25 protein-coding genes are annotated in these 23834 nt (G+C 72.0%); 5 read left to right on the top strand and 20 right to left on the bottom strand.

Translation table 11 applies throughout. The annotated features are described in order from the left end of the window. Nucleotide 1: 1 nt before the first annotated feature. The 8 genes from H4W80_RS49175 to H4W80_RS49140 all read right to left on the bottom strand — a co-directional run bounded on the left by H4W80_RS49175 (nt 2) and on the right by H4W80_RS49140 (nt 8949). Nucleotides 2–2596 (bottom strand): ATP-binding cassette domain-containing protein, encoded by a 2595-nt coding sequence (locus H4W80_RS49175; protein ID WP_192791358.1) that lies wholly within the window; start codon nt 2594–2596, stop codon nt 2–4. Further along, nucleotides 2593–4758: a cysteine peptidase family C39 domain-containing protein gene (locus H4W80_RS49170; RefSeq protein ID WP_192791357.1), complete on the bottom strand. Its 2166-nt coding sequence runs from the start codon at nt 4756–4758 to the stop codon at nt 2593–2595. The genes H4W80_RS49175 and H4W80_RS49170 overlap by 4 nt, the downstream gene beginning before the upstream one ends. After that, complete coding sequence (locus H4W80_RS49165; protein WP_192791356.1) at nt 4751–5467, bottom strand: hypothetical protein; 717 nt, start codon at nt 5465–5467, stop codon at nt 4751–4753. Before H4W80_RS49165 ends, H4W80_RS49170 begins: the two co-directional genes overlap by 8 nt. 6 nt (nt 5468–5473) lie before the next feature. Then, nucleotides 5474–5767, bottom strand: coding sequence for a hypothetical protein (locus H4W80_RS49160; protein WP_192791355.1), 294 nt, complete (start codon nt 5765–5767; stop codon nt 5474–5476). Between the two features lie 88 nt (nt 5768–5855). Further along, on the bottom strand, nt 5856–6146 hold the full coding sequence (locus H4W80_RS49155; RefSeq protein ID WP_192791354.1) for a hypothetical protein: 291 nt from the start codon (nt 6144–6146) through the stop codon (nt 5856–5858). A 128-nt stretch (nt 6147–6274) separates the two neighbouring features. Beyond that, nucleotides 6275–7054, bottom strand: a complete 780-nt coding sequence (locus H4W80_RS49150; RefSeq protein WP_192791353.1) for a sensor histidine kinase — start codon at nt 7052–7054, stop codon at nt 6275–6277. A gap of 183 nt (nt 7055–7237) precedes the next feature. Further along, nucleotides 7238–7573 carry a thiocillin family RiPP gene (locus H4W80_RS49145; RefSeq protein ID WP_192791352.1) on the bottom strand — a complete coding sequence of 112 codons (336 nt, stop codon included), beginning with the start codon at nt 7571–7573 and terminating at the stop codon, nt 7238–7240. A 194-nt stretch (nt 7574–7767) separates the two neighbouring features. Then, a complete protein-coding gene (locus tag H4W80_RS49140) occupies nt 7768–8949 on the bottom strand; it encodes an MFS transporter (RefSeq protein WP_192791351.1) in 1182 nt (393 codons plus the stop codon). Nucleotides 8950–9034: 85 nt separating this feature from the next. Between H4W80_RS49140 and H4W80_RS49135 the strand changes: the two genes are divergently transcribed. Then, nucleotides 9035–9490 (top strand): winged helix-turn-helix transcriptional regulator, encoded by a 456-nt coding sequence (locus H4W80_RS49135; RefSeq protein WP_192791350.1) that lies wholly within the window; start codon nt 9035–9037, stop codon nt 9488–9490. A 58-nt stretch (nt 9491–9548) separates the two neighbouring features. Here the strand turns inward: H4W80_RS49135 and H4W80_RS49130 are convergent, their stop codons facing one another. Next, nucleotides 9549–10064: a GNAT family N-acetyltransferase gene (locus H4W80_RS49130; protein ID WP_225964090.1), complete on the bottom strand. Its 516-nt coding sequence runs from the start codon at nt 10062–10064 to the stop codon at nt 9549–9551. A gap of 117 nt (nt 10065–10181) precedes the next feature. Here H4W80_RS49130 and H4W80_RS49125 point away from each other — a divergent pair, with 117 nt between their 5' ends. Next, the gene (locus H4W80_RS49125) at nt 10182–10940 is read left to right on the top strand and encodes an NAD(P)H-binding protein (protein ID WP_192791349.1); all 759 of its coding nucleotides are present in this window, start codon (nt 10182–10184) and stop codon (nt 10938–10940) included. A 173-nt stretch (nt 10941–11113) separates the two neighbouring features. Further along, nucleotides 11114–12016 (top strand): TauD/TfdA dioxygenase family protein, encoded by a 903-nt coding sequence (locus tag H4W80_RS49120; RefSeq protein ID WP_192791348.1) that lies wholly within the window; start codon nt 11114–11116, stop codon nt 12014–12016. 96 nt (nt 12017–12112) lie between these two features. Here the strand turns inward: H4W80_RS49120 and H4W80_RS49115 are convergent, their stop codons facing one another. After that, on the bottom strand, nt 12113–12505 hold the full coding sequence (locus H4W80_RS49115; RefSeq protein WP_318787412.1) for an SDR family oxidoreductase: 393 nt from the start codon (nt 12503–12505) through the stop codon (nt 12113–12115). Nucleotides 12506–12527: 22 nt separating this feature from the next. On the opposite strand from H4W80_RS49115, the gene H4W80_RS49110 reads away from it, so the two are divergent. Together H4W80_RS49110 and H4W80_RS49105 are read left to right on the top strand one after the other, a co-directional pair. After that, complete coding sequence (locus tag H4W80_RS49110) at nt 12528–12965, top strand: TetR family transcriptional regulator C-terminal domain-containing protein (protein WP_225964088.1); 438 nt, start codon at nt 12528–12530, stop codon at nt 12963–12965. A gap of 28 nt (nt 12966–12993) precedes the next feature. Further along, on the top strand, nt 12994–13485 hold the full coding sequence (locus tag H4W80_RS49105; RefSeq protein WP_192791347.1) for an AAA family ATPase: 492 nt from the start codon (nt 12994–12996) through the stop codon (nt 13483–13485). Nucleotides 13486–13575: 90 nt separating this feature from the next. On the opposite strand, the gene H4W80_RS49100 is transcribed toward H4W80_RS49105, so the two are convergent. The 10 genes from H4W80_RS49100 to H4W80_RS49055 all read right to left on the bottom strand — a co-directional run bounded on the left by H4W80_RS49100 (nt 13576) and on the right by H4W80_RS49055 (nt 23787). Next, nucleotides 13576–14112: a flavin reductase family protein gene (locus tag H4W80_RS49100; RefSeq protein WP_192794191.1), complete on the bottom strand. Its 537-nt coding sequence runs from the start codon at nt 14110–14112 to the stop codon at nt 13576–13578. Nucleotides 14113–14246: 134 nt separating this feature from the next. After that, nucleotides 14247–14771, bottom strand: coding sequence for an NADPH-dependent FMN reductase (locus tag H4W80_RS49095; protein WP_192791346.1), 525 nt, complete (start codon nt 14769–14771; stop codon nt 14247–14249). Continuing rightward, a complete protein-coding gene (locus tag H4W80_RS49090; protein WP_225964087.1) occupies nt 14768–16126 on the bottom strand; it encodes an LLM class flavin-dependent oxidoreductase in 1359 nt (452 codons plus the stop codon). Before H4W80_RS49090 ends, H4W80_RS49095 begins: the two co-directional genes overlap by 4 nt. Then, nucleotides 16123–16872, bottom strand: a complete 750-nt coding sequence (locus H4W80_RS49085) for an ABC transporter permease (protein ID WP_318787411.1) — start codon at nt 16870–16872, stop codon at nt 16123–16125. The genes H4W80_RS49090 and H4W80_RS49085 overlap by 4 nt, the downstream gene beginning before the upstream one ends. Nucleotides 16873–17107: 235 nt before the next feature. Beyond that, nucleotides 17108–17914: an ABC transporter ATP-binding protein gene (locus H4W80_RS49080; RefSeq protein WP_192791345.1), complete on the bottom strand. Its 807-nt coding sequence runs from the start codon at nt 17912–17914 to the stop codon at nt 17108–17110. Then, nucleotides 17911–18921: an ABC transporter substrate-binding protein gene (locus H4W80_RS49075; protein ID WP_318787410.1), complete on the bottom strand. Its 1011-nt coding sequence runs from the start codon at nt 18919–18921 to the stop codon at nt 17911–17913. Before H4W80_RS49075 ends, H4W80_RS49080 begins: the two co-directional genes overlap by 4 nt. Before the next feature lie 174 nt (nt 18922–19095). Then, nucleotides 19096–20220: an LLM class flavin-dependent oxidoreductase gene (locus tag H4W80_RS49070; protein WP_192791344.1), complete on the bottom strand. Its 1125-nt coding sequence runs from the start codon at nt 20218–20220 to the stop codon at nt 19096–19098. Then, the gene (locus H4W80_RS49065) at nt 20217–21257 is read right to left on the bottom strand and encodes an LLM class flavin-dependent oxidoreductase (RefSeq protein ID WP_192791343.1); all 1041 of its coding nucleotides are present in this window, start codon (nt 21255–21257) and stop codon (nt 20217–20219) included. Before H4W80_RS49065 ends, H4W80_RS49070 begins: the two co-directional genes overlap by 4 nt. Then, on the bottom strand, nt 21254–22468 hold the full coding sequence (locus H4W80_RS49060; RefSeq protein WP_192791342.1) for an LLM class flavin-dependent oxidoreductase: 1215 nt from the start codon (nt 22466–22468) through the stop codon (nt 21254–21256). The genes H4W80_RS49065 and H4W80_RS49060 overlap by 4 nt, the downstream gene beginning before the upstream one ends. Beyond that, the gene (locus H4W80_RS49055) at nt 22465–23787 is read right to left on the bottom strand and encodes an NtaA/DmoA family FMN-dependent monooxygenase (RefSeq protein ID WP_192791341.1); all 1323 of its coding nucleotides are present in this window, start codon (nt 23785–23787) and stop codon (nt 22465–22467) included. The genes H4W80_RS49060 and H4W80_RS49055 overlap by 4 nt, the downstream gene beginning before the upstream one ends. Nucleotides 23788–23834: the final 47 nt, after the last annotated feature.

The raw sequence follows: 23834 nt of genomic DNA, 5'->3' as shown, positions 1-23834 counted from the left end.
CTCAGACCTCCTGTCGGCGGACCATGCGGGCGAAGAGCCGGCTGTCGTCCATCAGCTCCTCGAAGGGGCCGTCGGCGACGACCCTCCCCTGGTCGAGTACGTAGATCCGATCCGCCGACTTGATGGTGCTCAGCCGGTGCGCGATCACGATCCGGGTGATGTCCAGCTCGGCGATCCTCCGGCTGACCAGCGCCTGGGTGTGGTTGTCCAGGGCGCTCGTCGCCTCGTCGAGGATGAGGATGCGCGGGCGTTTCACCAGCGCCCTGGCGATGAGCAGCCGCTGGAGCTGACCGCCCGAGAAGGACGCGTTGTCCTCCCCGACGACGGTGTGCAGGCCCATGGGCATCGCGGCGATGTCGCCGTCCAGGTCGGCCAGGCGGGCCGCCCACCAGGCGTCCTCCTCGGTCGCGCCGGGCACGTCGCCGATGATGTTCTCCAGGATCGAGCCTCTGAGCACCCTGGCCTGCTGCATCACCACGCCCACCTGGGCGCGCACCCGGCGCAGGTCGAGGTCGCGCAGGTCGCCGCCGTCGTAGAGCACCTGGCCGGTGCGGGGCGGCTCGAAGCCCAGCAGCAGCCGCACCAGCGTGGACTTGCCCGCGCCGGACGGGCCCGCGACCGCGACGAACTCGCCCGGCTTGAACACCATCGACACGTCGTCGAGGATCCGCATCGCGGTGCCGGGGTAGGCGAAGGAGACGCCGCTGAGCCGTACCAGCCCGCTCAGCTCGCCCGGGTCCTTCGCGCCCGGCGACGTCTCGGGCACCCGCTCCAGCACCGGGCGCAGCCGCTCGAACCGGGGCAGGAGGGCGAAGGCCGCTTCGACCGCCCTGTTCATCTGGCCGAGCGCGAGCACGAACTGGCCGAGCGCCACGGCGGCGATCACGAAGGACGCCGTCGGGACGCCCCAGGCCAGGCCGGTGCAGGCGAGGAGCAGCAGCAGCGCCGGCTGCGCCGAGGCGCCGATCGCCGCCGACACCGCCCGCTCGCGCTGGATCGCCTCAGCCGCGCGCTGCTGCGTCGCGAACAGCCGGGACCACAGCCCGAACACCTGGGCCTCCCGGCCCGCGACGTGGATCTTGTCGATTGCGCCGAGGCACGCGTACAGCAGGGAGTAGACCTTCCCGTACTGCTCGTGCATGACCAGCTCGTGCCGCTGCTGGCGGACCGCGCGCCCGGCGAGCACGGCGAGCAGCGCCGCCACCCCGCCCAGCGCGACCAGGGCCAGCCGCCAGTCCACGGCGAGCAGCGCCAGCAGGCCGAACAGGGAGAACATGCCGCCGAGCAGGGAGTTGACCGCGGCCTCGCCGAGCGCCTTGCGCATGTCGGAGATGGCGTTGGCGCGCTGGACCAGCTCGCCGGTGCTGTACCGGTTGAAGAACGGCAGGTCGAGGGAGATGAGGTGGCTCCAGACGGCGGGTTCGAGCCGTTCCTGGAGACGTCCGTGGACGCGTACGAGCACCGAGTTGCGCACGGCGAGGAGCAGGGCGCTCGCGCACACCATGGCGGCGATGATCGCCGCGGTCCAGATCGTCGCGGGCCGGTCGGCGGGGTTGGACGCGGAGGTCAGCAGGCTGAAGGTGAGCAGGGGGACGCCGAGCGCGAGCAGCCCGGCGCCGCCGCCGGCCGCGAGGAGCCAGGCCAGCTCCCTGCCCGCGCCGCGCAGGCCGAACCTGAGCAGCGCGAGGGGGGTGGCGACGCCCTCGCCCAGCGGCGGGTAGATCTGCCAGGCGTCCGGAGCGAGGCCGGCGGCCACGGACTCGGTCACCCGGCACGGGTCCGCCGCCGGGTCCACGGCGCGGTAGCCGCCCCGGTGCGGCAGGAGCGCCACCGGCCGCCCGTCCTCCTGGGAGAAGCCGATCATGGGGACGGTGGCCTTGCGCCACCATCGTCCGGAAAGGCTCACCCGCCGGTGCCTGACCCTGGCGGCGTCCAGCGCCGCGCCGAGCGGGTCGCCGGAGCCCGCGGCACTGTCCCGCACGGTGAACCCGCAGTGGTCGCCGAGGATCTTGACCACCTTCGCGGCGTGTTCGGCGGTCGTCCGGGGCCGGTCAGGGGAGGGCGGCGCGCCGGCGGCCACCCCGACATCGGCGAACGACCGCCGGAGCGTCTCGCTCGTGGCCGCCACCCTGGCCGCGCGCCAGTTGTCCCGGTCGGCCTCCTCCGCCTCGGCCAGCAGCAGCACCTGCTCCAGCGCCCCGCGGTGCAGCGCGCGCAGTTCGCGCTCGCTCGGCGGGTCCTGCGCCGCGCCGGCCCCCTGTCGGCCCGGGCGGAGCGCCGCCGGCCGGCCGCCGCCCGCGCCGTCCTGCGCGCCGGGGCGGTGGAGGCGGCGCGCCCAGGCCGACAGCGCGCCCGCGTCCCTGCGGACGCGGCGCACCGACGTCCCGTCGGCCGGGGAGGCCAGAACGGTGTAGCCCTGCGGCAGGTCGGTGGCGGCGAAGCCGTGCATCAGCTGCCCGCTCTCCACGCGGACGACGCGGCGGCGGGGGCCCTGGCCGTCCACGGGCGCCAGCAGGACGTCGACGGAGCCGCTGACCACGTGCCAGCAGGCATAGGGGTCGATCAGCTCGATCTCGCTGACGGGGTAGCCGTTCATGCCGCTTCCTCGACGAGTGTGCGGTAGGGGCCGGACTCGGCGATGAGCTCGGCGTGGGTTCCCCGCTGGACGACCTTGCCGCGGTCCATCACGAGGATCAGATCGCTGTCGCGTACGGTGCTGAGCCGGTGCGCGATGACCACGCACGTGCAGCCCCTGGCCTTGAGGTTGGCGTCCACCAGGGCCTCGGTCTCCGCGTCCAGCGCGCTGGTGGCCTCGTCCAGCACCAGCACCGAGGGGGACAGCGCGAGCGCCCTGGCGATCTCCAGGCGCTGCCGCTCGCCGCCCGACAGGTTGCGGCCCCGCTCCTCGACCCAGCCGCCCGACAGCCCGCCCCTGCGGTGGACCACCTCGGCGATGCAGGCGTCGCCGACCGCCCGGTGCAGCCGGTACCCGGGAACCGTCGGATCCCACAGCGTGAGGTTGTCGGCCACCGTGCCCTCGAACACCTGAAGGTTCTGCTCCACGTAGCCGATCGAGGTGGACAGCGTCTCCCTGGGCAGCTCGTCCCTCGGCACGCCGTCGAACCTGATCTGCCCGGACCACGGCATGACCGCTCCGGTGAGCAGGCGGGCGACCGTGGACTTGCCGCTGCCGGTGCGGCCGACGATGGCGATGCGCTGGCCGGGCTCCGCGCGCCACGACAGCCCCTCGATCACCGGCCCGTGCTGGCGGTCGTAACCGAAGGTGACCCCGTCGAACTCCACCGTGCCGCGCAGGCCCCCCGCCCTCTCGGGGGCGCCGGGGGGCTCGGCGTGGCGGGGGTCGGGCTCGGCCTCCAGCGCGTCGTCGAGCATGCTGGTCTGCGCGACCGCGACCTGCGCCTCGGCGCCGACCCCGACCAGCGAGGACACGGGTACGAGGAAGGCGCCGACGAGGAGCTGGGCCGCGATGACGGTCTCCATCGTGACCTCACCGCGGGCCGTCAGCACCGCCCCGGTGATCACCATGGTGGCCCCGGCCAGCGAGCCGAGCGCGGCGGGCACCACCATCAGCGCCTGCGTGACCCGCATCAGTTCCTGGGCCGCCGACATGGTCCGCGCCGACAGCCCCGCCCACTTGGCGAAGAACCATCCCTCGGCGCCGTCGGCCTTCAGCGACTCGGCCATCGAGACGCCGTTGAACGCCATGCTGTCCCTGCGGTGCTCGTCGAAGATGAGCCGCTGCTGGTGCGGGGCGGTGCGGCGGCTGACCGCGCGCATCGCCACCAGGTTGACCGCCGCCAGCAGCGCGGCGACGGCGGCGAAGGCCGGGTGGAAGGCGAACAGGATCGACGAGTGCACCACCATGGTGAGCAGGGCCGCGATGACGGCGGCGACCCGGTCCGACAGCAGCAGGGCCAGCCCCGCGCCGAAGGACGTCCTGGTCACCAGGCCACCGGTCTGCCGCCGGTGGAAGTGGTCGCCCGGTAGCCTGAGCAGCCGCCACACGTACCGGCCGGACAGGTCGGCCGCCATCGCCAGCTGCACCGCGCCGAGCAGCCGCTGCTGCGCCCACATCCCGGCCAGGGTGAAGCCGACGCAGCCGAGCAGCCCGAGGAGCACGGGCGCGGACCAGGCCGCGCCGCCGGCGACCAGTACCTTGCCCAGCAGGAGCCGGGTCAGCAGCGCGGTGACCGCCGCGGGCAGGGCCAGCATGAAGGCCATGACGGCGATGGCGAGCAACGTGGACAGGTACGGCCGCACCTTCGTCAGCACCGAGCGGGCCATGGGGAACCGCGGCCCTCCCGGCGTGAAGCCCTCGCCCGGGGTCGGCACCAGCACGATCCCGCTGAATCGCCGCCGGAACTCCTCTCTGCTCAGCCGGATCCTGCCCACGGCGGGGTCGTTGAGGTAGGCCCACCGCCTGCGCATGCCCTCCAGCACCACGTAGTGCCGCTGGTCGACGAAGATCATCGAGGGGACGGGGAAGCTCTCCAGCGCGTCGGCCTCCACCCGCCAGCCACCGATGGTGAAGCCGTACTCCTCGGCCGCCGCCTTGAGCCCGGCTCCCGTGAGGCCGTCCCGGCCCACTCCGCACCGTTCTCTGATGTCGCGTACGGGGACGCGCAGGCCGTGGTGGGCGAAGATCGTGCTCAGGCAGGCGGGCCCGCAGTCGGCGTCCTCCATCTGCGGCCGGCGCTCGGTGCGGACCGGCCGCGGCCTGGTCGCGTGCTCAGCCACGACGCCCCCCGGCGAACAGGGCGTCCACGGGGCGGACGACGGCGACGGTGATCTCCCCCGACACCGGGGTGAGCGTGGCGCCCGGCCAGGCCGGCCGGTCGAGTTCGACGGTCACCAGGTGCCGCCCGTCCGCCCGCAGGGCCTCGCCGAACAGCGGGCGCAGCAACTCGCCCGAGGCGGGGTACGGTTCGACCGCGCTCACCCGGCCCCGCGCGCCCGTGCCGCCGAACGTGACGGTCTGGCCTGGGACGAGCGCGCCGACCCTGTCCCGGCCGACCATGAGCAGCGCCCGCAGGGGGCCGGCGGCCGGGTCGACCGCCGCGACGGTGCCGCCCGCGGCCAGGACCGCGCCTGGGGGCGCCGTACGCAGCACCCGTCCCTTCGCGGTGCCCGTCACGACGTGCCGGCGTCCCCGCTCGTCGGCCAGCACGGCCAGCGGCGTCGCCGGGGTCACTTCCTGGCCCACGCGGACCAGGACCTCGGCCACGCTGCCGGGCACGGGGGCGGCCACCGGCACGGGGCCGGCGCCCGCCACCAGCACGCCGGTGCCGGCCACCACGTCACGGACCTGCCCCAGCCAGGCCCAGCTCGCCGCGCAGCCCGCGACCAGGATGAGCGCGGCCGCGGCGAGCCAGGCCTTGGCCCGCACCGTGGAGACGAGCTCGTCGATCCGCTCGCCTCCTGGCGCCTCCGTCGCGGTCATGGTCATCGCACGTCACTCTCCCGGGGTCGGCGTGTACAGGCAGAAGCAGAGGCTGAGCAGGCACGGCGGGGGCGGCGGCGCCGCCTCGGAGCCGTCGAGGATCTCGATGACGAGCTCGGCCCCGGGCTCCGGCGGCAGCGTCGGGGCGCTTGCCCCGTCGGCCAGCCGGAGGTCGTACTCGGCCAGGACCGAGAGGGGCTCGCGCTCGTACCGGAGTCTGAAGTCGGCGTCGAGCCACGACCTCGCGGTCAGCTCGCCGAACGCCCTGCGCTGAGTCGTGTCCCAGCCGATCGTGTCCACAGTCATCACAGATCCTCCCGCCGCGGTGTGTGAGATGCTGGTCTGGCGAGGTGGTGGGCATCTGGACTGCCCACCACCACGCCTTACGAGGTCGTCAGGCGCTCTGTCCGCCGGAGAAGCATCCGGTCGGGCAGCTCACCGTGCCGATCGTGCCGAGGGCGCCGCCCGCGGACGATTCGAGACTCTCCAGGTCGATGGCCTGGCCGGGCTGGTCAGGCAGGTCGGGCGGGGCCAGCTCACTCGGCCAGTCGACGCCCGCCTCGGTGAGGGCGGCGCGCGGGTCTCGGTCGAACTCCCGCCTGAGCGACTCGTCGGCCCAGACGCGGGCGACGAATCTGGCGAGCTGCCTGCGCAGTTCCGGGGACAGAATGGGGTCTTCTGGCATGAGGTCACCTCGTTGGTGAGGCCCCGGGGGTTCCGGGTCGGTCAGGGGCGGCCGCCTACGAGGTCCAGATTCGTCATCAGCAGCAAAAGCCGCCAGAAACAACTAACACCGACATATCGTGATGTTCATCATTTCTGGTAGTCAGGATTTCCTGATGGAAGCCGCTGCTCCCGATGCGCGAAACCGCGCATCTCTCTCTGGGCTTCGCGGGCCATGTCGAGCATGCGGCCCAGCTCTTTCTTGACGTTCTCAGCGTCGCCCTCCACGCCGGCGACGACCCTGCGGCCCTGCTCGGCGATGGCGTCGATCCGGCTGCCGAGGATGCCCTCCAGCTCGCCCATCGCCCGCGCGCGCTGCGCCGCCACCTCGACCATGGCCAGCTCGGCCCTGGTGGCGTAGAGGACCCGCGCGGTTTCCGCGAAATGTGTCAGACCCGCCAGGGGGATGGCCGCCACGGAGACGGACAGGGTCCAGGACAGCCCTCCCACGAGATCGTCCCCGAGCGCCATCGACTTGACCGTCTCGGCGGCCACCACCAGCAGGTACGCCGGCAGGGGGTACGGCCTGGGCAGGATCCCCAGCGCCATCGCGGCGAGGAAGACGCCCGACGCGGCCCACCACTCGCCCAGGAACGGAAGCGGCAGGTAGACCAGGAGCGCCATGACCCCCACCGCCCACCGGTGCCACGGCCCGCGCGGGCCGGTGCAGCCGGCCGCGATGTAGAGGGCGAGGACCGCGATCGCCAGGAGGATGCCCGGGATGCGCCAGGGATGTGGATTCTCGATGTAGTACGCGAACGTGGGGAAGATCAGGTAGATGGCGAACGCCACGATCGCCGCACGGCCGAGCCGCACTTCCAGTGGCGCGCGAGCCGTCACCCTCGAGCCGGGGGCCCCTGTCTGGGTCACAAGCGGATCATGACAACCGATTTCGGCGGAGGCAACGCATCACTGGTTACTTTTCTCATATATCGGGTTTTTCGCGGGACGAAGGTGGCACCCGGCGGCGGCGGGCCGCCGGGTGCCACGCCAGGGGCGTGGGGCGCGCAACAGGCCGGGCCGAGCCGCGGGCCGGGCGCCCCAGCGGCACTGTCAGGCCTCCGCGACTCCCGCGCAGCCGTAGGTGGAGGCGGTGGCGACGCAGCCGGTGAAGCAGCTGACAGAGCTGGCGGAGCCGAAGCAGCCATCGGCCGGGGCCTCGGTGCCGGCCGCGACCTCGAGCTCCTCGATGCTGAACTCACCGGCCGGCTTCGGGGGCAGCGGCGGCGTGGCCACGCCCTCCGGGTACGCGATGCCGTACTCGGCCAGCATCAGGCGAGGCTCGCGACCGTAACGGCCCCTCACGTCCTCCTCCGACCAGGCGGCGGCGATCAGCCTGGCGAACTTCTTGCGGTCCTCGTCACCGAGAATGTAGAGGCTTTCGGCCATCGGGCCCACTCTCCTTCCGCCTCGGCTCGCAGCCGAGATCCGATGGGAGTGGCAGCGGGCATCTGGACTGCTCGCTGCCTCTTGTTGCAGGTCAAGCCTCGCCCGCCGAGCCCTTCGCCGGTAGAAACAACTAACACCAACCCCCTGTGATAACTGTCATGTGACACTTCTCTCCCATCAGCTGACACCGCTCGTCACGCCGCCGCCGAGAAGGACCCGAAGCGTCGGGTCGAGGTGGCGACGAGGAGTCCGAGCGCGGCGTAGGCCGCGCCGAGCAGGCTGGCGGCCGGCCATCCCGCGGCGCTGTAGGCCCAGGTGGTGGTGATCGCACCGAGCGCGGAGCCGAGGGAGTAGAAGGCCATGTAGGCGCCGATGACGCTGCTGCTCCGGTCGGGGCGGGCGGTGGTGAGCAGGTGCTGGCTGCTGACGTGAACGGCCTGCACGGCGAAGTCCAGGACGATGACGCCGACGATCAGCAGCCACAGCGACGACCCCGCCTGAGCGATCAGCAGCCACGAGGCCGTGAGCAGGGCCAGCGACCAGCCGGTGACCGAGGGCGCCAGGCCCCGGTCGGCCCATCGGCCGGCCCGGGCCGCGCCCAGCGCCCCGGTGAGGCCGGCGAGTCCGAACAATCCGATCTCGGTGGTGCCCAGGTGCCACGGCGCGTCGCCGAGCGGGAGCGCCAGTCCGCTCCACAGCGTGCCGAAGGAGGCGAACAGGAAGAACGCGACCAGTCCCCGGCCGAGGAAGAGCCGGTCGCCGACGACCAGACGACCCAGCGATGACAGCAGTTGCCCGTACCGGGCCCGGGGGCGGCGGAGGTCGGCCTCGAGGGTGAATCGGGCGGCGAGCGCGAGCAGCCCGCAAAGTCCGGCGATCACGAGGTAGACCATGCGCCAGTCGGCCAGCTCGCCCAGTGCGCCCGCGACCACCCGCACTCCGAGGATCCCGATGACCACGCCCGAGGTGACCGCGCCGATGTTGCGGCCGCGCTCGGCGGCCGGTGAGACGGCGGCGACGTAGGCCACCGTGATCTGGACGACCACGGCGAACAGTCCGGCCAGGGCCAGGCCCGCGATCGCGACGCCGGCGCCGGGTGCGGCGGCGGCCACCCCCGCGCCCACCGCGGTGAGCAGCAGGTGCGCCGTGATGAGCCGGCGGCGGTCGAACAGGTCACCGAGCGGGACCAGCAGCACCAGCCCCGCGAGATAGCCGATCTGACCGGCGGCGACCAGCCACCCCAACGCTCCTTCCCCCAGCCCGAGGTCCTGGCCCGCGGTCTCGAGGACCGGCTGGATGCCGTAGATGGCCGACACCGCCACCGCGCACACCAGCGCGAGCACGGCCCGCTGCCTTCCGGTCAATCCTGACGACATATCACCCTCCAGTTAGTTGCAAAATGCAACTCATCCGAAGCTAGGGCATACTGGTTTCAGATTGCAACTCATCTCGGAGGGCCCGGTGGACGTCACACTCGCGGCGGGAAGCGCTTGGACCGACCCGGCCTGCCCGGTCGCACGGACCGTCGACCTGATAGGCGACCGGTGGAGCCTGCTGATCATCCGCGACGCGATGGACGGGGCGACGACCTTCACCGAGTTCCATCAGCGGCTGGGGATCGCCCGCAACATCCTCACCGACCGGCTCCGCAAACTCGTCGAGCACGGCATCCTGGACAAGAGCGCCGCCGCCGACGACGGCAGACGGCACGCGTACCGGCTCACGGCAGCCGGGCAGGACCTCTTCACGGCCGTCGTCGCCCTGCGCCAATGGGGTGAGCGCCACGCCTTCGCCCCGGACGAGCCGCACTCCGTTCTCGTCGACGACCAAGGGCGCGAGCTTGCCGAGCTCCACCCGCTCAGCCAGGACGGCGCACCGCTCTCCGCCGAGGCGTCACACGTTCGGAAAACCGCCTGAGGACGGCTGAACGCGGGCGGGCGCCAGCCCTGGCAGGCGGGCCTGTTTCGGGTGGCCTTCAGCTTCCTGACGCGCTCGCCACCGGTTGCCGCACCATGAAGACGTCGACCGGGTCCTCGCTCTCCACCGTGAACCCGTGGCGTTCGTACAGCCGTTGCGCGGCGCTCCCCTGCAGGACGTTCAGCCGGACGGTCAGCCCTTCGGCGTCGGCCCGCTCCAGCAGCTCGCGCAGCACGGCCGAGCCGAGGCCCTGCCCCTGGAGTCGCTCGGCGAGGTAGAAGTGCTCGAACCACCACGCGTCCTCGCCCGGGCGGAATGTCACGCAGCCCGCGAAGCCGTCGCCCGCCTCGATGACCGACGTGTGGTCCGGGGAGAAGGAGTCGCGGAACCGCTGCCGGACCCGGTGCTCGTCGTAGCGGCCCAGCCGCTGCAGGTCCGGGCGCATGACCGACGCGCGCAGGTCCGCGATCGCCTCGACGTCCCCCGGCTCCGCGCGGCGCAGCGTCCACGTCATCGGATGGTCCGGCCCGATCCCGTGCGTCGCGAATCCCGGCCGCCCCCCGTCCGTTCTCATGCGCGGGAGTATCCCAGAGGCCCGCCCGCGGGCCGGTGACCGGGGTGGGTGAGAAATGAGTGGCAGGGGGCGGGTCGCGGGCGGTTGACTGAGCCGATCTTCGTCGGAGGGAGTTCCATGATCGTGGTCACCGGGGCGTCAGGGGCGCTCGGTCGTCTGGTCATCGACCGGTTGTCCGCTCGGCCCGATGTGGTGGCCGTCGTGCGCGATCCCGCGCGGGCCCCGCAGGGCGTCCGGGTACGGCGGGGCGACTACGACGGGCCGGACGGCCTGCGCGAGGCGTTCGAGGGGGCCACGCGGCTCCTGCTCGTCTCGTCTCCGGAACTCGACCCGGCGCGCAGGATCAAGCAGCACCTGGACGCGGTCGCGGCGGCGGCCGACGCCGGGGTCGGCGCCATCGCCTACACGAGCCTGCTGGGAGCGGGCACCGTCGCCACCGGCGCCACCGAGGCCCACCACGCCACCGAACGGGCCGTTCTCGACAGCGGCCTGCCGTACACGCTGCTGCGCCACCCCTACTACGGCGACGCCTTCGTGCCGCGGGTCTCCGGCGGCGAGCTCACCAGCAGCACCGGCGGGCGCGGGCTGAACACCGCCTTCAGGTCCGACCTGGCCGAGGCCGCCGTACGGGTGCTGACGGGTGACGGCCATCTGGGGCGGGCGTACGACTTCACCGGGCCGTTGTGGACGTACCGGGAGGCGGCCGAGGTGCTGGGGGTGCCCTACCGGGAGGTGCCCGACGCCGGGCCGGGGCCGATGAGCTGGCTCAACGCGCAGGTGCGGGCGGGGGCGCTGGAGTTCCAGAGTCCGGACCTGGCTCACGTGCTGGGCAGGCCGGCCGAGTCGATGCTCGATCGGCTGCGCCGGGCAAGATAAAACCCTAATTCCCTACCAACTCAATTGACTTTAGAGACGGGGCGATCTACGTTTGACGGTGTGACGACGACGGCTCTGACCATCCGGGGTCACGTGGACTTCTGCCGCGTGGCCAGCGCGCTCTGTCCTTCCTTCCGACCGCAGGCCAATCCTCCAACGGAAGGACAAATCCCATGTCATCCCTTTCCATCGTCCCTGTCGCCGGCCGGATAGGCGCCGAGATCTCCGGCGTACGGCTCGGCGGCGACCTGCCCGCCGGCGTCGTCGCGGAGATCCGCCTGGCGCTGCTCAGCCACAAGGTGGTCTTCTTCCGCGGACAGGACCATCTCGACGAGCGCAGCCAGGTGGCCTTCGCCCGGCTGCTCGGCGAACCGACCGCCGCCCACCCGACCGTCCCCTCGCTCGACGGGAACGACCACGTCCTCGACCTCGACTACAGCGGCGGCCAGAAGGTGGATCGCTGGCACACGGACGTGACGTTCGTGGACCGGCCGCCGCTGGCGTCGGTGCTGCGCGCCGTCACCGTTCCGGATGCCGGCGGCGACACGCTGTGGACCAACACCGTGGCCGCGTACGAGCACCTGCCCGCCGAGCTGCGGGACCTGCTCGATCGGCTGCGGGCCGTACACACCAACCAGCACGACTACGTCCGCATCGCCACCGCCGACGATCCCGAGCTGGCGCGGGAGCGCGCCGAGGTGTTCGCCTCCACGGTGTTCGAGACCGAGCACCCGGTGGTGCGGGTGCACCCGGAGACCGGCGAGCGCTCGATCCTGCTCGGGGACTTCGCCAAGCGGCTGGTGGGGCTGTCGGCGCACACGTCCGCCTCGCTCATCCGGCTGATCCAGGAGCACGTCACCGAGGTCGAGAACACCGTGCGCTGGCGCTGGGCACCCGGCGACGTCGCCATCTGGGACAACCGGGCGACTCAGCACCGGGTGGTGCACGACTTCGGCGACCGCCCGAGACGGCTGCACCGGGTCACGATCGCGGGTGACGTGCCGGTGGGCGTGGACGGCCGTCCCAGCGTCGTGCTGAAGGGCGACGCGGCCGCCTACTCCCCGATCGCCGCCTGACCCCTGCTCCTCGCGTATGGCCCTGGCCCCGATGACGTGGCCAGGGCCGTACGCGTGTCCGGGCCCGTCCAAGGCCGAGTCGTACGACGACACCCGTCAGATGTGCATTTCGCCCCCGTCAACGACCAAGTTCGCGCCGAGGAAGAAGCTGCCCTGGTCGGAAGCGAGGAAAGCCACCACATTCGCGATCTCGTCCGGGCGTCCGATCCGGCCGAGCGGGACCGCCGCGGCGAAATCCGACTTGGTGACGGACGCGTCCCCCGTCACCACCACGCCGTCGAGTCCAGGGGTGTCGATGGTGCCCGGGGAGATCGCGTTGACCCGGATGTTCCGGCCCTTGAGCTCGTTGGCCCAGGTCCGGGCGAAGGACCGGATCGCCGCCTTGGAGGCCGCGTACGCGCCGAACGCCACGACACCGTCACCGGCGCGCACCGAGCTGTTCAGGATCACCGATGCGCCGTCGTTGAGCAGCGGCAGCGCCTTCTTCACCGTGAACAGGGTGCCCCGGACGTTGACTCCGAAGATCTCGTCCAAGGCGCTGCAGCGTTACACCGACGGCCCCGCCTCGTACGTCCCGCGGGCCCTGGAGCAGCCGACGGCATGGCAGGTGGCCACCGCGTTCCTCAACGGTTCCGTCCGGGCCACCACCACTCCCGGCTGTCCCGCCGGATGCCTCGGCGTCCAGGGTTCCCTGGCGGCGGGCGAGGCCGGCCTCAGCGCCCGGGACACGTTGGCGGCCTGGCGCGACAACGGCATCTCGCTCCTGCGGGAGCGGTTCCGGCGGGCCGTCGACGAGGGCGACCTTCCCGCAGGGACCGATCCCGGCCTGCTCGCCCGATACCTCATGACCGTGGCCAACGGCATCGCCGTTCAGGCCGCCGGCGGCGCCACCCGCGACGACCTCCACCTGGTGGCCGACATGGCCCTCCGGCACTGGCCACGCACCTGATACCGGCATGGTCCGGTAGTCTCGGCCGATGGCGAAGATCTTGGTCACGGGGATGTCGGGCACCGGCAAGTCCACGGCGATGGAGAGGCTGGCGAGCCGAGGCCATCGCGCCGTCGACACCGACACCGACACCGACACCGACCAATGGAGCCACTGGGTCACCCTGCCGGACGGATCCACCGATTGGGCATGGCGGGAGCCGGCCATCAGCGACCTGCTCGCCGACCACCGTGAGGGCGCCCTCTTCGTGGCCGGCTGCAAATCCAATCAGGGTCGGTTCTACCCTCAATTCGACCACGTTGTCCTGCTCAGCGCTCCCGCTGAGATCATGCTTGCCCGCATCGCGACGCGAACCAACAACCCCTTCGGCAAGAGCCCCGAGGAGCGTGAGGCCATCCTGCGCGACCTGGCCAACGTGGAGCCGTTGCTGAGGGCCACCTCCACTGTCGAGATCGACGCTTCCGCGCCGATCGACGAGGTGGTCCAGCAGCTTGAGGAGCTGGCGCGAACGACGCTGTGACCAGGGCTCGCAGGAACAGGTGCGCCGGCCCCACCGCTCCTCGGGTTCGGCGCAGGTCGCCACCTCCACATGCTTGCCGGTCGGGAATCTCTATGGGTGGGCGATGAAGCGGCCGAAGCGGCCCTGGTGGTAGATGAGGGGACGGCCCGGGCTGTGCACCCTGGCCTCGGCGACCAGGCCGACGACCAGGATGTGGTCGCCCACGTCCACCGTCTCGTGCGGGAGGCAGACGAGGTGGGCGGAGACGTCCTGGAGCAGGGGCGCGCCCAGGGGGCCCGGACGCCAGCGGGTGGGCTCGGCGAACCGGTCGATGTCCTTGCGCGCGAACCTGGCGGCCAGGTCGGCCTGGTCGCTGGCCAGGACGTTGACCGCGAAGTGGTCCGCGTCGCGCAGCCAGGGCCAGGTGGTGGAGGACTGGTCGACGTAGAACGAGACCAGGGGTGGGTCGAGGCTGACGGAGGAGAAGGACGTGGCCGTCAGCCCGACGGGGATGCCGTCGGACTGGGCGGTGATGATGACGACCCCGGCGGCGTGTACGGCGAGCGCCCGGCGGAACCCGTCGGCGTCGACCGCACCCGTCGCCGGCTCCTCCTCGCTCGACGGCGCTTCCGGGGCCGGGCGCGCCACAGGCACCGTCGGCGCCTCGGACGCGTGCCCATTGCGGGAGCCGGGAACAGGGCGGGGGTCTGAGGTGCGTCGTGCGTCCCGGGCCTGGCGGGCCTCTCTGGCTCGGCGGGCCTCCCGGGCGGCCACCGTCTCCGTCACGAAAGTGCCCCTTCCTTGAGTACAGCGGTCACCTGTGGCGCCACACGATCGGCCCACCCCGCCACCACCTCTCCCAGCTCCGGAATCTGCGACTCCAGCACCGCCAGCCCCGGTGTCGGCACGAAGGCGCCCAGTTCCACCAGCAGCGGGCGCAGGTGCACCTCCACCGCCAGCGAATGCTTGGGGTCCCCCATGACCAGGAGCGGCAGTGCCGCCGTGCCCGCCAGCGCGTCCGGTGGCAGGCGGTCGAGGAACGACTTCAGCAGCCCCGTGTAGGTGCCCTTGTAGGTGGGGCTCGCCACGACGAGGATGCTCGCCCCGGTCACCAGTTCCAGCGCCGCGCCCACCTCGGGGTGCTTGACGGGCGAGAGCAGGTGGGGGGCGAGGTCCGACAGGTCCACGACCTCGTACGCCTCCGGGGCGGCGCCCAGGCGGTCGCCGACGGCCTGGGCGGCGGAGGTGGCCACCGAGAGCGTGCGGGAGCCGGGCCGGGGGTTGCCCACCAGGGTCACGATGCTCATCGCGCCACCGCCACTTCGCGCCGCCCGGCGGCGGCGGAGGAGGAGGCGGAGGAGGCGTAACGGGACGGGGGTCTGGGCAGGCCGTAGTTCGCGCGGAGCGTGCGCCCCTCGTACTCGTACCGGAACAGGCCCCTGATCTGCAGCTCCGGCACCACGTGGTCGACGAAGTCGCTCAGGCCGACGGGCAGGATCGGCGGCATGATGTTGAACCCGTCGGCGGCGCCGGCCAGGAACCATTCCTGGAGCTGGTCGGCGATCTGATCCGGCGTCCCCGCGACCACGCGGTGGCCCCGGCCGCCCGCCAGGCGGTTGAGGAGCTGCCTGACCGTGAGGTTCTCGCGCCTGGCCAGGTCCACGACGAGCTTGCGGCGGCTCTGCGCGCCCTCCGTCTCCACGGGTACGTCGGGCAGGGGCCCGTCCAGCGCGTCCTCGGTCAGGTCGATGCCGGTCATGTGGGAGAGCTGCGCCAGCCCGTACGCGGGAATGATCAGGTCCTCCAGTTCCTTCTCCAGCCGCAGCGCCTCGCGCTCGGTCGAGCCGATGATCGGCGAGATGCCCGGCAGGATGAGCACGTCGTCGTGCCGCCGCCCGTAGGCGGCCAGCCGCCGCTTCAGGTCGGCGTAGAACTCCTGCCCCTCCCGCAGGGTCTGCTGGGCGGTGAAGACGGCCTCCGCGTAGCGGGCGGCGAAGTCCTTGCCGTCCTCCGATGACCCGGCCTGGACCAGGAGCGGGTGGCCCTGGGGCGGGCGGGAGGTGTTCAAGGGGCCGCTGACCGAGAAGTACTCCCCCGCGTGCTCGATCGGGTGGATCTTGCCGGTGTCGGCGTAGTCGCCGGCGACGCGGTCGCCCAGGATCGCGTCGTCCTCCCAGCTGTCCCACAGCTTCCGCGTGACCTCCAGGAACTCGCCAGCCCTGGCGTAGCGGTCGGCGTGGGAGGGACGCACGATGCCGAAGTTGCGGGCTTCGGCCTCGCCGGCGGAGGTGACGATGTTCCAGCCGGCCCGGCCGCCGCTGATGTGGTCGAGCGAGGCGAACTTGCGGGCCACGTGGAAGGGCTCGTTGTACGTCGTCGACACGGTGGCGATGAGGCCGATGTGATCGGTGACGGCGGCCAGGGCCGACAGCAGGGTCAGGGGTTCGAGGCCGCCGAGCGCGTTGTGCCGGACGTTGCCGTGCAGGGCCACGCCGTCGGCGAGGAAGACGGAGTCGAGCTTGCCGCGTTCGGCGATCCTGGCGAGCTCCTGGTAGTGGCGGACGTCGGTGAGGCGGGCGGGTTCGGTTCGGGGATGTCTCCAGGCCGCCTCGTGGTGGCCGACGCCCATGAGGAAGGCGTTCAGGTGGAGCTTTCTCGTCAAGTGGTCCTCCAGGTGGAGAAGCGGCGCTCGACGCCGACCAGGAGCAGGTTGAACAGCAGGCCGAGTACGGAGATCGTGATGATTCCCGCGTACATGTCGGGGATGCGGAAGCTGGACTGGGTGTCGAGGATGAGATACCCGAGCCCGGCCTTGGCGCCCACCATCTCGGCGAAGAGCAGGACGAGGATCGAGTACGCGCCCGCCAGCCGCACTCCGGTGAAGATGGTGGGCACGGCGGCGGGCAGGATCACCTTCTGGAACAGGCGGACCGGGCCGAGGCCCATCGACCTGGCCGACTTGATGAGCAGCGGCTCGACGGTCTTCACGCCGCTGATCGTGTTGAGCAGGATCGGCCACGCGCAGGCGTACAGCACGAAGGTGACCTTCGTCGTCTCCCCGATGCCCAGGATCAGCGTGAACACCGGCAGCAGCGCCACCGCGGAGGTGTTGCGGAACAGCTCCAGCAGCGGGGTGAGGAAGTCGGCGACCGGCTTGTACCAGCCGATCAGCAGGCCGAGCGGGATCGCCAGCACGATGGCCAGGCCGAAGCCGGACAGCGAGCGGGCCAGGGACGCCTCGAGGTGCTCGGGGAGCTGGCCGCCGACGAGGAGGTCGTACCAGGCGACGAGGTTCTCCGAGAGCGGCGGGACGAAGACGGGGTCGACGACGCCGAGCCTGGGCAGCACCTCCCAGGCGGCGAGGAGGAGCAGGATGGCGGTGGAGTTCGTGACCGCCCGCCTGAGCACCCGCCCGCCGAAAAGCCGTCGGCGAGCCGGCGACCCCGCCGAAGCGGGCCCCGGTGCGGGTGCGGACGCCGGTGCGGGTGCGGACGCCAGTGCGGGTGCGGACGCCAGTGCGGGTGCGGGTGCCTCGGCGGCGGGAGCCAAAACCGAAGCCGGGGTCGGGGCCGGGGTCGGTGCCGGGACAGCCTCGGCGTCCGGGGGATCGTGCCGGTGGACGTCGCCGGGGAGCAGTTTCTGGTCAGCCACGGGTCGTCGCCACCTTCCGCTCCTGCACCTGCGCCGCCGCGACCTCTTCCCGCAGCAGCCCCCACACCCGGTGCCGGTATTCCCCGAACGCCGGATCCGCCCGCAGATCTCCCTCGCGCGAGGAGAAGCGCACGTCGATGACCTCCTTGATCCGGCCCGGCCGGGAGGTCATCACGGCGACCCGCTGCCCGAGGTAGACGGCCTCGTCGATGCCGTGCGTGATGAACACGACGGTCTTGCCGGTCTGCTCCCACACGTGGACGAGCTCCTCCTGGAGGGACTCGCGCGTCTGCGCGTCCAGGGCGGCGAACGGCTCGTCCATCAGCAGCACGTCAGGGTCGAACGCGAGGCTGCGCGCGATGGCCACCCGCTGGCGCATGCCGCCGGACAGCTCGTGCGGATAGCGCTCCTCGAACCCGGCCAGCCCCACGAGCGCGAGGTGCTCGCGGGCCCGCCGCGCCCGCTCCTTCCTGGGCACGCCCTTGGCCTCCAGCCCGAACTCGACGTTGGACTGGGCCGTGCGCCAGGGGAACAGCGCGTACTGCTGGAAGACGATGCCCCGGTCGAGCCCGGGCCCGGTCACCCGCGCGCCGTCGATGAGGATCTCGCCGGACGTCGGCGTGGTCAGCCCGGCGATGAGGTCGAGCAGGGTGGACTTGCCGCAACCGCTGGGGCCGACGAGCGTGAGGAACTCGCCCTCGCGCACGTCGAGGTCGATCCCGGACAGCGCGGTGAACGGCTGGCCGGCGTCCCTGACCTGGAACGTCTTGGTCACGTTCCGGATGCTGATCTTGGTCATGACCCGCTCCCGCCGGCATAGGGGTTGAACTGGTTGGTGTAGAGGTCGGAGAGCTTGACCTGGCCGGGCTTGATCTCGCCCTCGCGCTCCAGCCAGTCGGTCCAGGTCTTGAACTCCTGGTCGGCGATGACGCCGCCCTTGGCGGCGATGCCGGTGCTCTTCCAGAACCGCACGGCGTCGGCGCTCTCGTTGCGGCCGCGCTTGGCGATGATCTGCTGGAACTTGGTGACGACCTCCTCGCGCGGGTGGGTGCGCGCCCACTCGATGGCCTTCGCGAAGCCGGTCACGAACGTCTTGACGGTGTCGGGGTTGGCGGCGATGAAGTCCTCGCGGAGCACGACGGACCCGGCGGTGAACGGGCCGAAGAGGTCCACGTCCTTGAACAGGGGGCGCAGGCCGCCGCGCTCCAGCGCCTTGTCCCTGAGCACGCCGCCGAGGGTGCCGGCGTCGAGCTGCCCCTGGCGCAGGGCCTGCTCGGTGTTGACCGGCGGGATCACCACGAGCTGGACCTGCTTGATCTCCTCGGGCGTCAGCCCTGCGCGCTTGAGGTACTCCTTGATGACGGCCTCGTGGTGGGCGCCGAGGGTGTTGACGCCGATCTTCTTGCCGATCAGGTCCCGGGCGGACCTGATCGGGCTGTCGTCCTTGACGTAGTAGCCGCTGTAGGTGGCCTGGTCGGAGCCGTAGTAACCGATCACGGCCTTGATCGGCGCCTTGGCGGCCTTGAGCTTGACGATGGCGCCGTTGAAGGCGCCGCCGAAGTCGGTCTGCCCGGTCGCGGCCGACTGGATGTCCTGGGGGCCGGAGGTGGTGTTGCCGATCCACTTCAGCTTGACGTCGCCGAGATAGCCGAGCTCCTCGGCCAGCTCGGGGTAGGTGACGTTGCCGGCGCTGCCCTGGTAGCGCAGCACCTTCACCTCTTGTTGGGGGTTCGCCTGGGCCGTGCCGCAGGCCGCCAGGACGGCGGGCATCAAGGCGGCCAGGAGGGCATGTCTGGTCTTGATCACGATGTGTCCTCTGAGGAGGGAGAGAGGGGGTTCAGCGGTACGTGATCAGCGACACTGCGCGCTGGCGACGTGGCCGAAGTCCACGTGCGGGCGCCGGGTCAGGTAAAGGCCCATGCCCACGAAACTACGTTCCCCGACCCCTAAAGTCAACTTTTCCTACTGGACATACATGAATTACCGCCAGGCGTCCGCGAGCAGCTCGTACGAGCGGACGCGGTCGGCGTGGCCGTGCGTGATGGTGGTGATCAGCAGCTCGTCGGCCCCCGTGACCCGCTGGAGCACCCGCAGCCCGTCCACCACCGTCTCCGGGTCCCCGACGAACTGGGTGTCGAGGCGGTCGGCCACGAGCTTCCTGTCCTCCTCGCTCCACACGTGGGCGTCGGCCTCCTCCGGAGTCGGGTACGGCATCGCGCCCTGCCCCGTGCGGATGCTGCGCACCCACAGGCCGTAGGGCTTGGCCAGCTCCCGCGCCGTGGCCGCGTCCTCCCCCACCACGACGTCGGCGGACACGATCACGTACGGCTCCTCCAGGACGTCGGACGGCTTGAACGCCTCCCGGTACGCCTCCACCGCCTCCAGGACACTGGCCGGGCTGACGTGGTAGTTGGCGGCGAACGGCAGGCCCCGCTCCCCCGCCACCTGCGCGCTCTGGCCGCCGCTGCTGCCCAGGATCCACACCTCGACGTCCGCGCCCTCGCCCGGGACCGCATGGGCGCTCTGCCCGTCGGGCGAGGCATAGGTGCCGGCCAGGAACGCCTGGACGTCGTCGAGCTGGTCGGCGAAGTCCGGCGTCTCGGCGCCGGGCTGCTGGAGCAGGGAGGCCTGGAAGGCGAGGTGCGGCGCCGCCTTGATGAGCGCGGAGAAGTCGAACGGGGGCGGGATGAGCAGCCCGTCCACCACCCGCCCCTCGGAAGGAGGAGGATCCGGCGGGCGTTCCGAGGAGCGGGCGAGCTCGGCGCGGCGCTGGCCGGAGCGGCCGAGGCCCAGGTCGATGCGCCCCGGATGGGCCGCGTCCAGGAGGCCGAACTGCTCCACCACCGCCAGCGGCGTCTGGTGGCCGAGCTGCACCGCCCCCGAGCCGACGCGGATCCGGCTGGTCGCCGCGGCCACCAGCCCGATGAGCACGGCGGGCGCCGAGCTGGCCACCCCCGCCGCGAAGTGGTGCTCGGCCAGCCAGTACCGGTGGTAGCCGAAGGACTCGGCCTGCCGCGCCAGGTCGACGGTGTTGCGGATCGCGTCCCGGGCGGTCCCGCCGGAGGGGATCGGCGCGAGGTCGAGGATGGACAGGGGGACCGTCATGAGGAGCCTCCGGGGAACGGGAACGGCCTGCTGGGTATCTCCTTGCGCAGCACCGGAGCGATGTCCGACTGGAACAGCTCCAGCGCCGAGCGGTGCTGCGCGTCCGTCAGCCCGTCGGCGTCCGCGTGCAGGTGCATCACCTCGTGCCCGAACCGGTCGTGGTAGCGGTGCACCTTGTCGATGATCTGCTGCGGGCTCCCGACCAGGATGGAGCCGCGCTCGATGGCGTCCTCCAGCGAGTGGAAGACGAGCGGCGCCCCGTACCGCCTGAAGGTCTCCTGGCGGGCCTCGAAGATCGGCCGGTACGTCTCGATGGCCTCCTGCGAGGTCTTCGCGGCGTAGTAGCCCGCGGTGCCCGCCCCGACCAGGGCTTCGGCCGGGTCGTGCCCGTAGTGCGCCCACCGTTCCCGGTAGTGGTCGATCAGCTCGGCGTAGGGCTCGATGGGGTTGGTGACGTTCGCGGAGAAGAGGGGGTCGCCGAAGCGCGCGGCCAGGTCCACCGACTCCTTGCTGGTGGCGCTGCCGTGCCAGACGCGCACCGGCCGCTGGAGCGGGCGCGGCCAGGTCTCGGCCTCGGTCAGCGACGGCCTGAACCGCCCCTCCCACGTGACCTTGTCCTCCCGCCACAGCCTGCGGAACAGCTCGTACGACTCGCGGTTGCGCTCCCACTGGTCCTCGGCGGTGACGTGGAAGAGCTGGGCCTGGGCGGCGCCGTTCCCCTTGCCGATGATCAGTTCGAGCCGCCCGCCGGACAGGTGGTCGAGGGTGGCGTAGTCCTCGTACGCCCGGACCGGGTCCAGCAGGCTGAGCGTGGTGACGGCGGTGAACAGCCGGATGTGGGAGGTCCGGGCGGCGATGTGGCTGAGCACCACGGGCGGCGAGGAGGAGATGAACGGCCGCTCGTGCCGCTCCCCCACCCCGAACCCGTCGAACCCGAGCTCCTCGGCCAGGACCGCGTTGGAGACGACCTCGCGGAATCGCTCGTTGGTGGACTTGCGGCCGTCATGAACGATCAAGGTGATGGCCAGAAATTTCACGCAATATCCGCTTTCTGGGAGGCGTAACGGTTGATCGCGTGCGGCAGGCCGAGGTGCCCGCGCAGGGTGGCGGCCTCGTACCGGCTCCTGAAGGCGCCGCGCCGCCGCAGCTCGGGGGCCAGCTCGCGGGTGATAGCCGCCAGGTCGGACGGCACGGCGGCGGGCCGCAGCCGGTAGCCCTCGATCCCGGCCTCCCGCCAGTCCAGCAGCAGGTCGGCCAGCTCGGCGGCGGTGCCGGCGAAGGTGTACGCGTCCGATTCGGGCGGCGCGGCCAGCTCGTCGAGCCGGGCCTTGCGCCCGGCCGCATCGTCGCCGACGTGGACGAGCAGGTCGGCCAGGACCTTGAGCGGGTGCCCGTCCCGGGGACGGCTCCTGACCTGCTCGACGATGTCCCGCGCGTGGTCACGGCTGTGCGGGGTGACGAGGACGACGTCGGCGGCGCGGGCGGGCAGCTCGTACGGCACCGGCGACCCGCCGTGGTCGAGCACGGTCACGACCGGCTGCCCCTGCGGCGGCCGGGGCGTGATCGACGGCCCCTTGACCGAGAACCGAGATCCGGCGAAGTCGATGTAGTGGAGCTTGTCCCGGTCGACGAACCGGCCGGTGGCCACGTCGCGGATCTCGGCGTCGTCCTCCCAGCTGTCCCACAGCCGCCTGGCCACCTCAACGGCGTCGGCCGCCTCCTCGAAGAGGTCCGCGATGAGCTCGCGGGCCTGCTCGTCGGGCACCCACTGACCCGCCGTGTCCCGTTTGGGGATGAGCGCCGGGATCTGCCTGCGGCCGAAGTGGGCGGCCTCCCAGGCGCGGGCCGAGACCTGGACCCGCCAGCCCGCCCGCCCCAGGCTGACGTGGTCCAGGCTGGCGATGCCGATGGCCACGTGGAACGGCTCGGTGTGCGTCGTCGTGGCCGTGGGCACCAGCCCGATGCGCGTGGTGAGCGGCGCGAGCGCCGCCGCGAGCAGCACCGCGTCGAACCGGCCGCGCACCTCGCCGGTGCGCTCGTCGGGCCCGTCGAGGCGCGAGGTCTGCAGGCCCAGGGCGTCCTCGATGGTGACGAAGTCGAGCAGCCCGCGCTCGGCCTCGGCGACGAGCCCGGCCCAGTGGCGGGCGGTGAACAGCTCCCGCGCGTTGACGGCCGGGTCCCGCCAGGCGGCGGGATGCCAGCCGGCGCCGTCGAGCGCGACGGCCAGGTGCAGGGGTGCCCGCGTCATGCCGCGCCTCCCAGCCCGAGGTGGTCGCGGAGCGTGGCGCCCGCGTAGTCGGTACGGAACACGCCGCGTTCCTGCAGCAGCGGCACCACCCTGTCCACGAAGTCGTCCAGCCCGCCCGGCGTGAGGTGCGGGACGAGGATGAACCCGTCGGCGGCGTCCGTGCGCACGAACTCCTCGATCTGCGCGGCCACAGTCGCGGGCGAGCCCACGAACGACTGCCGCCCGGTCATGTGGATCACCAGTTCGCGGATGCTCAGCTCCTTCTCCTCGGCCACGGCCCGCCAGCGCGCCGCCACGGCGACCCGGTCGGACACCTGCACCCGGCCCTGGGAGACGCCCTGCTCGACGGCGGGCTCCACGTCGGGCAGCGGCCCTTCGGGGTCGTAGGCGGACATGTCCCGGCCCCAGATCTGCTCCAGGAAGGCGATCGCCGTCTGCGGCCCCACCTGCTGGCGGCGGATCTCGGCGGCGCGCTCGGCCGCCTCGGCGTCGGTGTCGCCGAGCGCGAACGTCGCCGCCGGCATGATCTTGAGCTGGTGCGGCTGCCGCCCGTGCGCGGCCAGCCGGCGTTTGACGTCGGCGTAGAAGGCCCGGCCCTCCTCCAGCGTGCCGTGGCGGCTGAAGATGACGTCGGCGTTGGCCGCGGCGAACTCCCTGCCCTCGTCGGAGTCCCCCGCCTGGATGATCACGGGGTGGCCCTGCGGTCCGCGCGGGACGTTGAAGCGGCCCTCGACGGTGAAGTGGCGGCCCCGGTGGCTGACCGCCGAGACCGCCCCGGACCGCAGGAACCGCCCGCTCTCCTGGTCGGCGAGCACGGCGTCGGGCCGCCAGGAGTCCCACAGCTCGCGCGACAGCCGGACGAACTCCTCGGCCCGCGTGTAGCGCTCGGAACGGTCCAGGTAGCCGCCGCGGCGGAAGTTCTCGCCGGTGAAGGCGTCGGAGGTGGTGACCACGTTCCAGGCGGCCCGGCCCGCGCTGAGGTGGTCGAGCGTGGCCAGCCGCCTGGCCAGCTCGTACGGCTCGTTGAAGGTGGCGTTGACGGTGGCGGCCAGCCCGAGTCGCTCGGTGACGGAGGCCAGCGCGGCCAGCACGGTGAGCGACTCGGGGCGGCCGACCACGTCCAGGTCGTGGATGCGGCCCTTCAGCTCGCGCAGCCGCAGGCCCTCGGCCAGGAAGAAGAAGTCGAACTTGCCCCGCTCCGCGGTACGGGCCAGGTCGGCGAACGACGTGAAGTCGATCTGGCTGCGGGAGCGGGGGTCGGCCCAGACGGTGGTGTTGTTGACGCCGGGGAAGTGCGCGGCCAGGTGGACCTGCTTCATGTGGAACCAGTCATAACGTGCTCCTTGGCTCAATACCCAGTTAAACA

Source organism: Nonomuraea angiospora (assembly GCF_014873145.1).
In the GTDB taxonomy this organism is placed as follows: Bacteria; Actinomycetota; Actinomycetes; order Streptosporangiales; family Streptosporangiaceae; genus Nonomuraea; species Nonomuraea angiospora.
The sequence above is the reverse complement of the archived record's forward strand: the minus strand, read 5'-3'. Positions and strand labels throughout refer to the sequence as shown.

What these genes read in the sequence shown, in the direction of transcription:
- H4W80_RS49160 (WP_192791355.1), bottom strand. Translation starts at nt 5,767, where the DNA reads ATGACTGTGGACACGATCGGCTGGGACACGACTCAGCGCAGGGCGTTC.
- H4W80_RS49125 (WP_192791349.1), top strand. Translation starts at nt 10,182, where the DNA reads ATGATCGTGGTCACCGGGGCGTCAGGGGCGCTCGGTCGTCTGGTCATC.
- H4W80_RS49095 (WP_192791346.1), bottom strand. Translation starts at nt 14,771, where the DNA reads ATGAGCATCGTGACCCTGGTGGGCAACCCCCGGCCCGGCTCCCGCACG.
- H4W80_RS49145 (WP_192791352.1), bottom strand. Translation starts at nt 7,573, where the DNA reads ATGGCCGAAAGCCTCTACATTCTCGGTGACGAGGACCGCAAGAAGTTC.
- H4W80_RS49120 (WP_192791348.1), top strand. Translation starts at nt 11,114, where the DNA reads ATGTCATCCCTTTCCATCGTCCCTGTCGCCGGCCGGATAGGCGCCGAG.
- H4W80_RS49140 (WP_192791351.1), bottom strand. Translation starts at nt 8,949, where the DNA reads ATGTCGTCAGGATTGACCGGAAGGCAGCGGGCCGTGCTCGCGCTGGTG.
- H4W80_RS49130 (WP_225964090.1), bottom strand. Translation starts at nt 10,064, where the DNA reads ATGAGAACGGACGGGGGGCGGCCGGGATTCGCGACGCACGGGATCGGG.
- H4W80_RS49060 (WP_192791342.1), bottom strand. Translation starts at nt 22,468, where the DNA reads ATGACGCGGGCACCCCTGCACCTGGCCGTCGCGCTCGACGGCGCCGGC.
- H4W80_RS49165 (WP_192791356.1), bottom strand. Translation starts at nt 5,467, where the DNA reads ATGACCATGACCGCGACGGAGGCGCCAGGAGGCGAGCGGATCGACGAG.
- H4W80_RS49070 (WP_192791344.1), bottom strand. Translation starts at nt 20,220, where the DNA reads ATGACGGTCCCCCTGTCCATCCTCGACCTCGCGCCGATCCCCTCCGGC.
- H4W80_RS49105 (WP_192791347.1), top strand. Translation starts at nt 12,994, where the DNA reads ATGGCGAAGATCTTGGTCACGGGGATGTCGGGCACCGGCAAGTCCACG.
- H4W80_RS49155 (WP_192791354.1), bottom strand. Translation starts at nt 6,146, where the DNA reads ATGCCAGAAGACCCCATTCTGTCCCCGGAACTGCGCAGGCAGCTCGCC.
- H4W80_RS49175 (WP_192791358.1), bottom strand. Translation starts at nt 2,596, where the DNA reads ATGAACGGCTACCCCGTCAGCGAGATCGAGCTGATCGACCCCTATGCC.
- H4W80_RS49080 (WP_192791345.1), bottom strand. Translation starts at nt 17,914, where the DNA reads ATGACCAAGATCAGCATCCGGAACGTGACCAAGACGTTCCAGGTCAGG.
- H4W80_RS49055 (WP_192791341.1), bottom strand. Translation starts at nt 23,787, where the DNA reads ATGAAGCAGGTCCACCTGGCCGCGCACTTCCCCGGCGTCAACAACACC.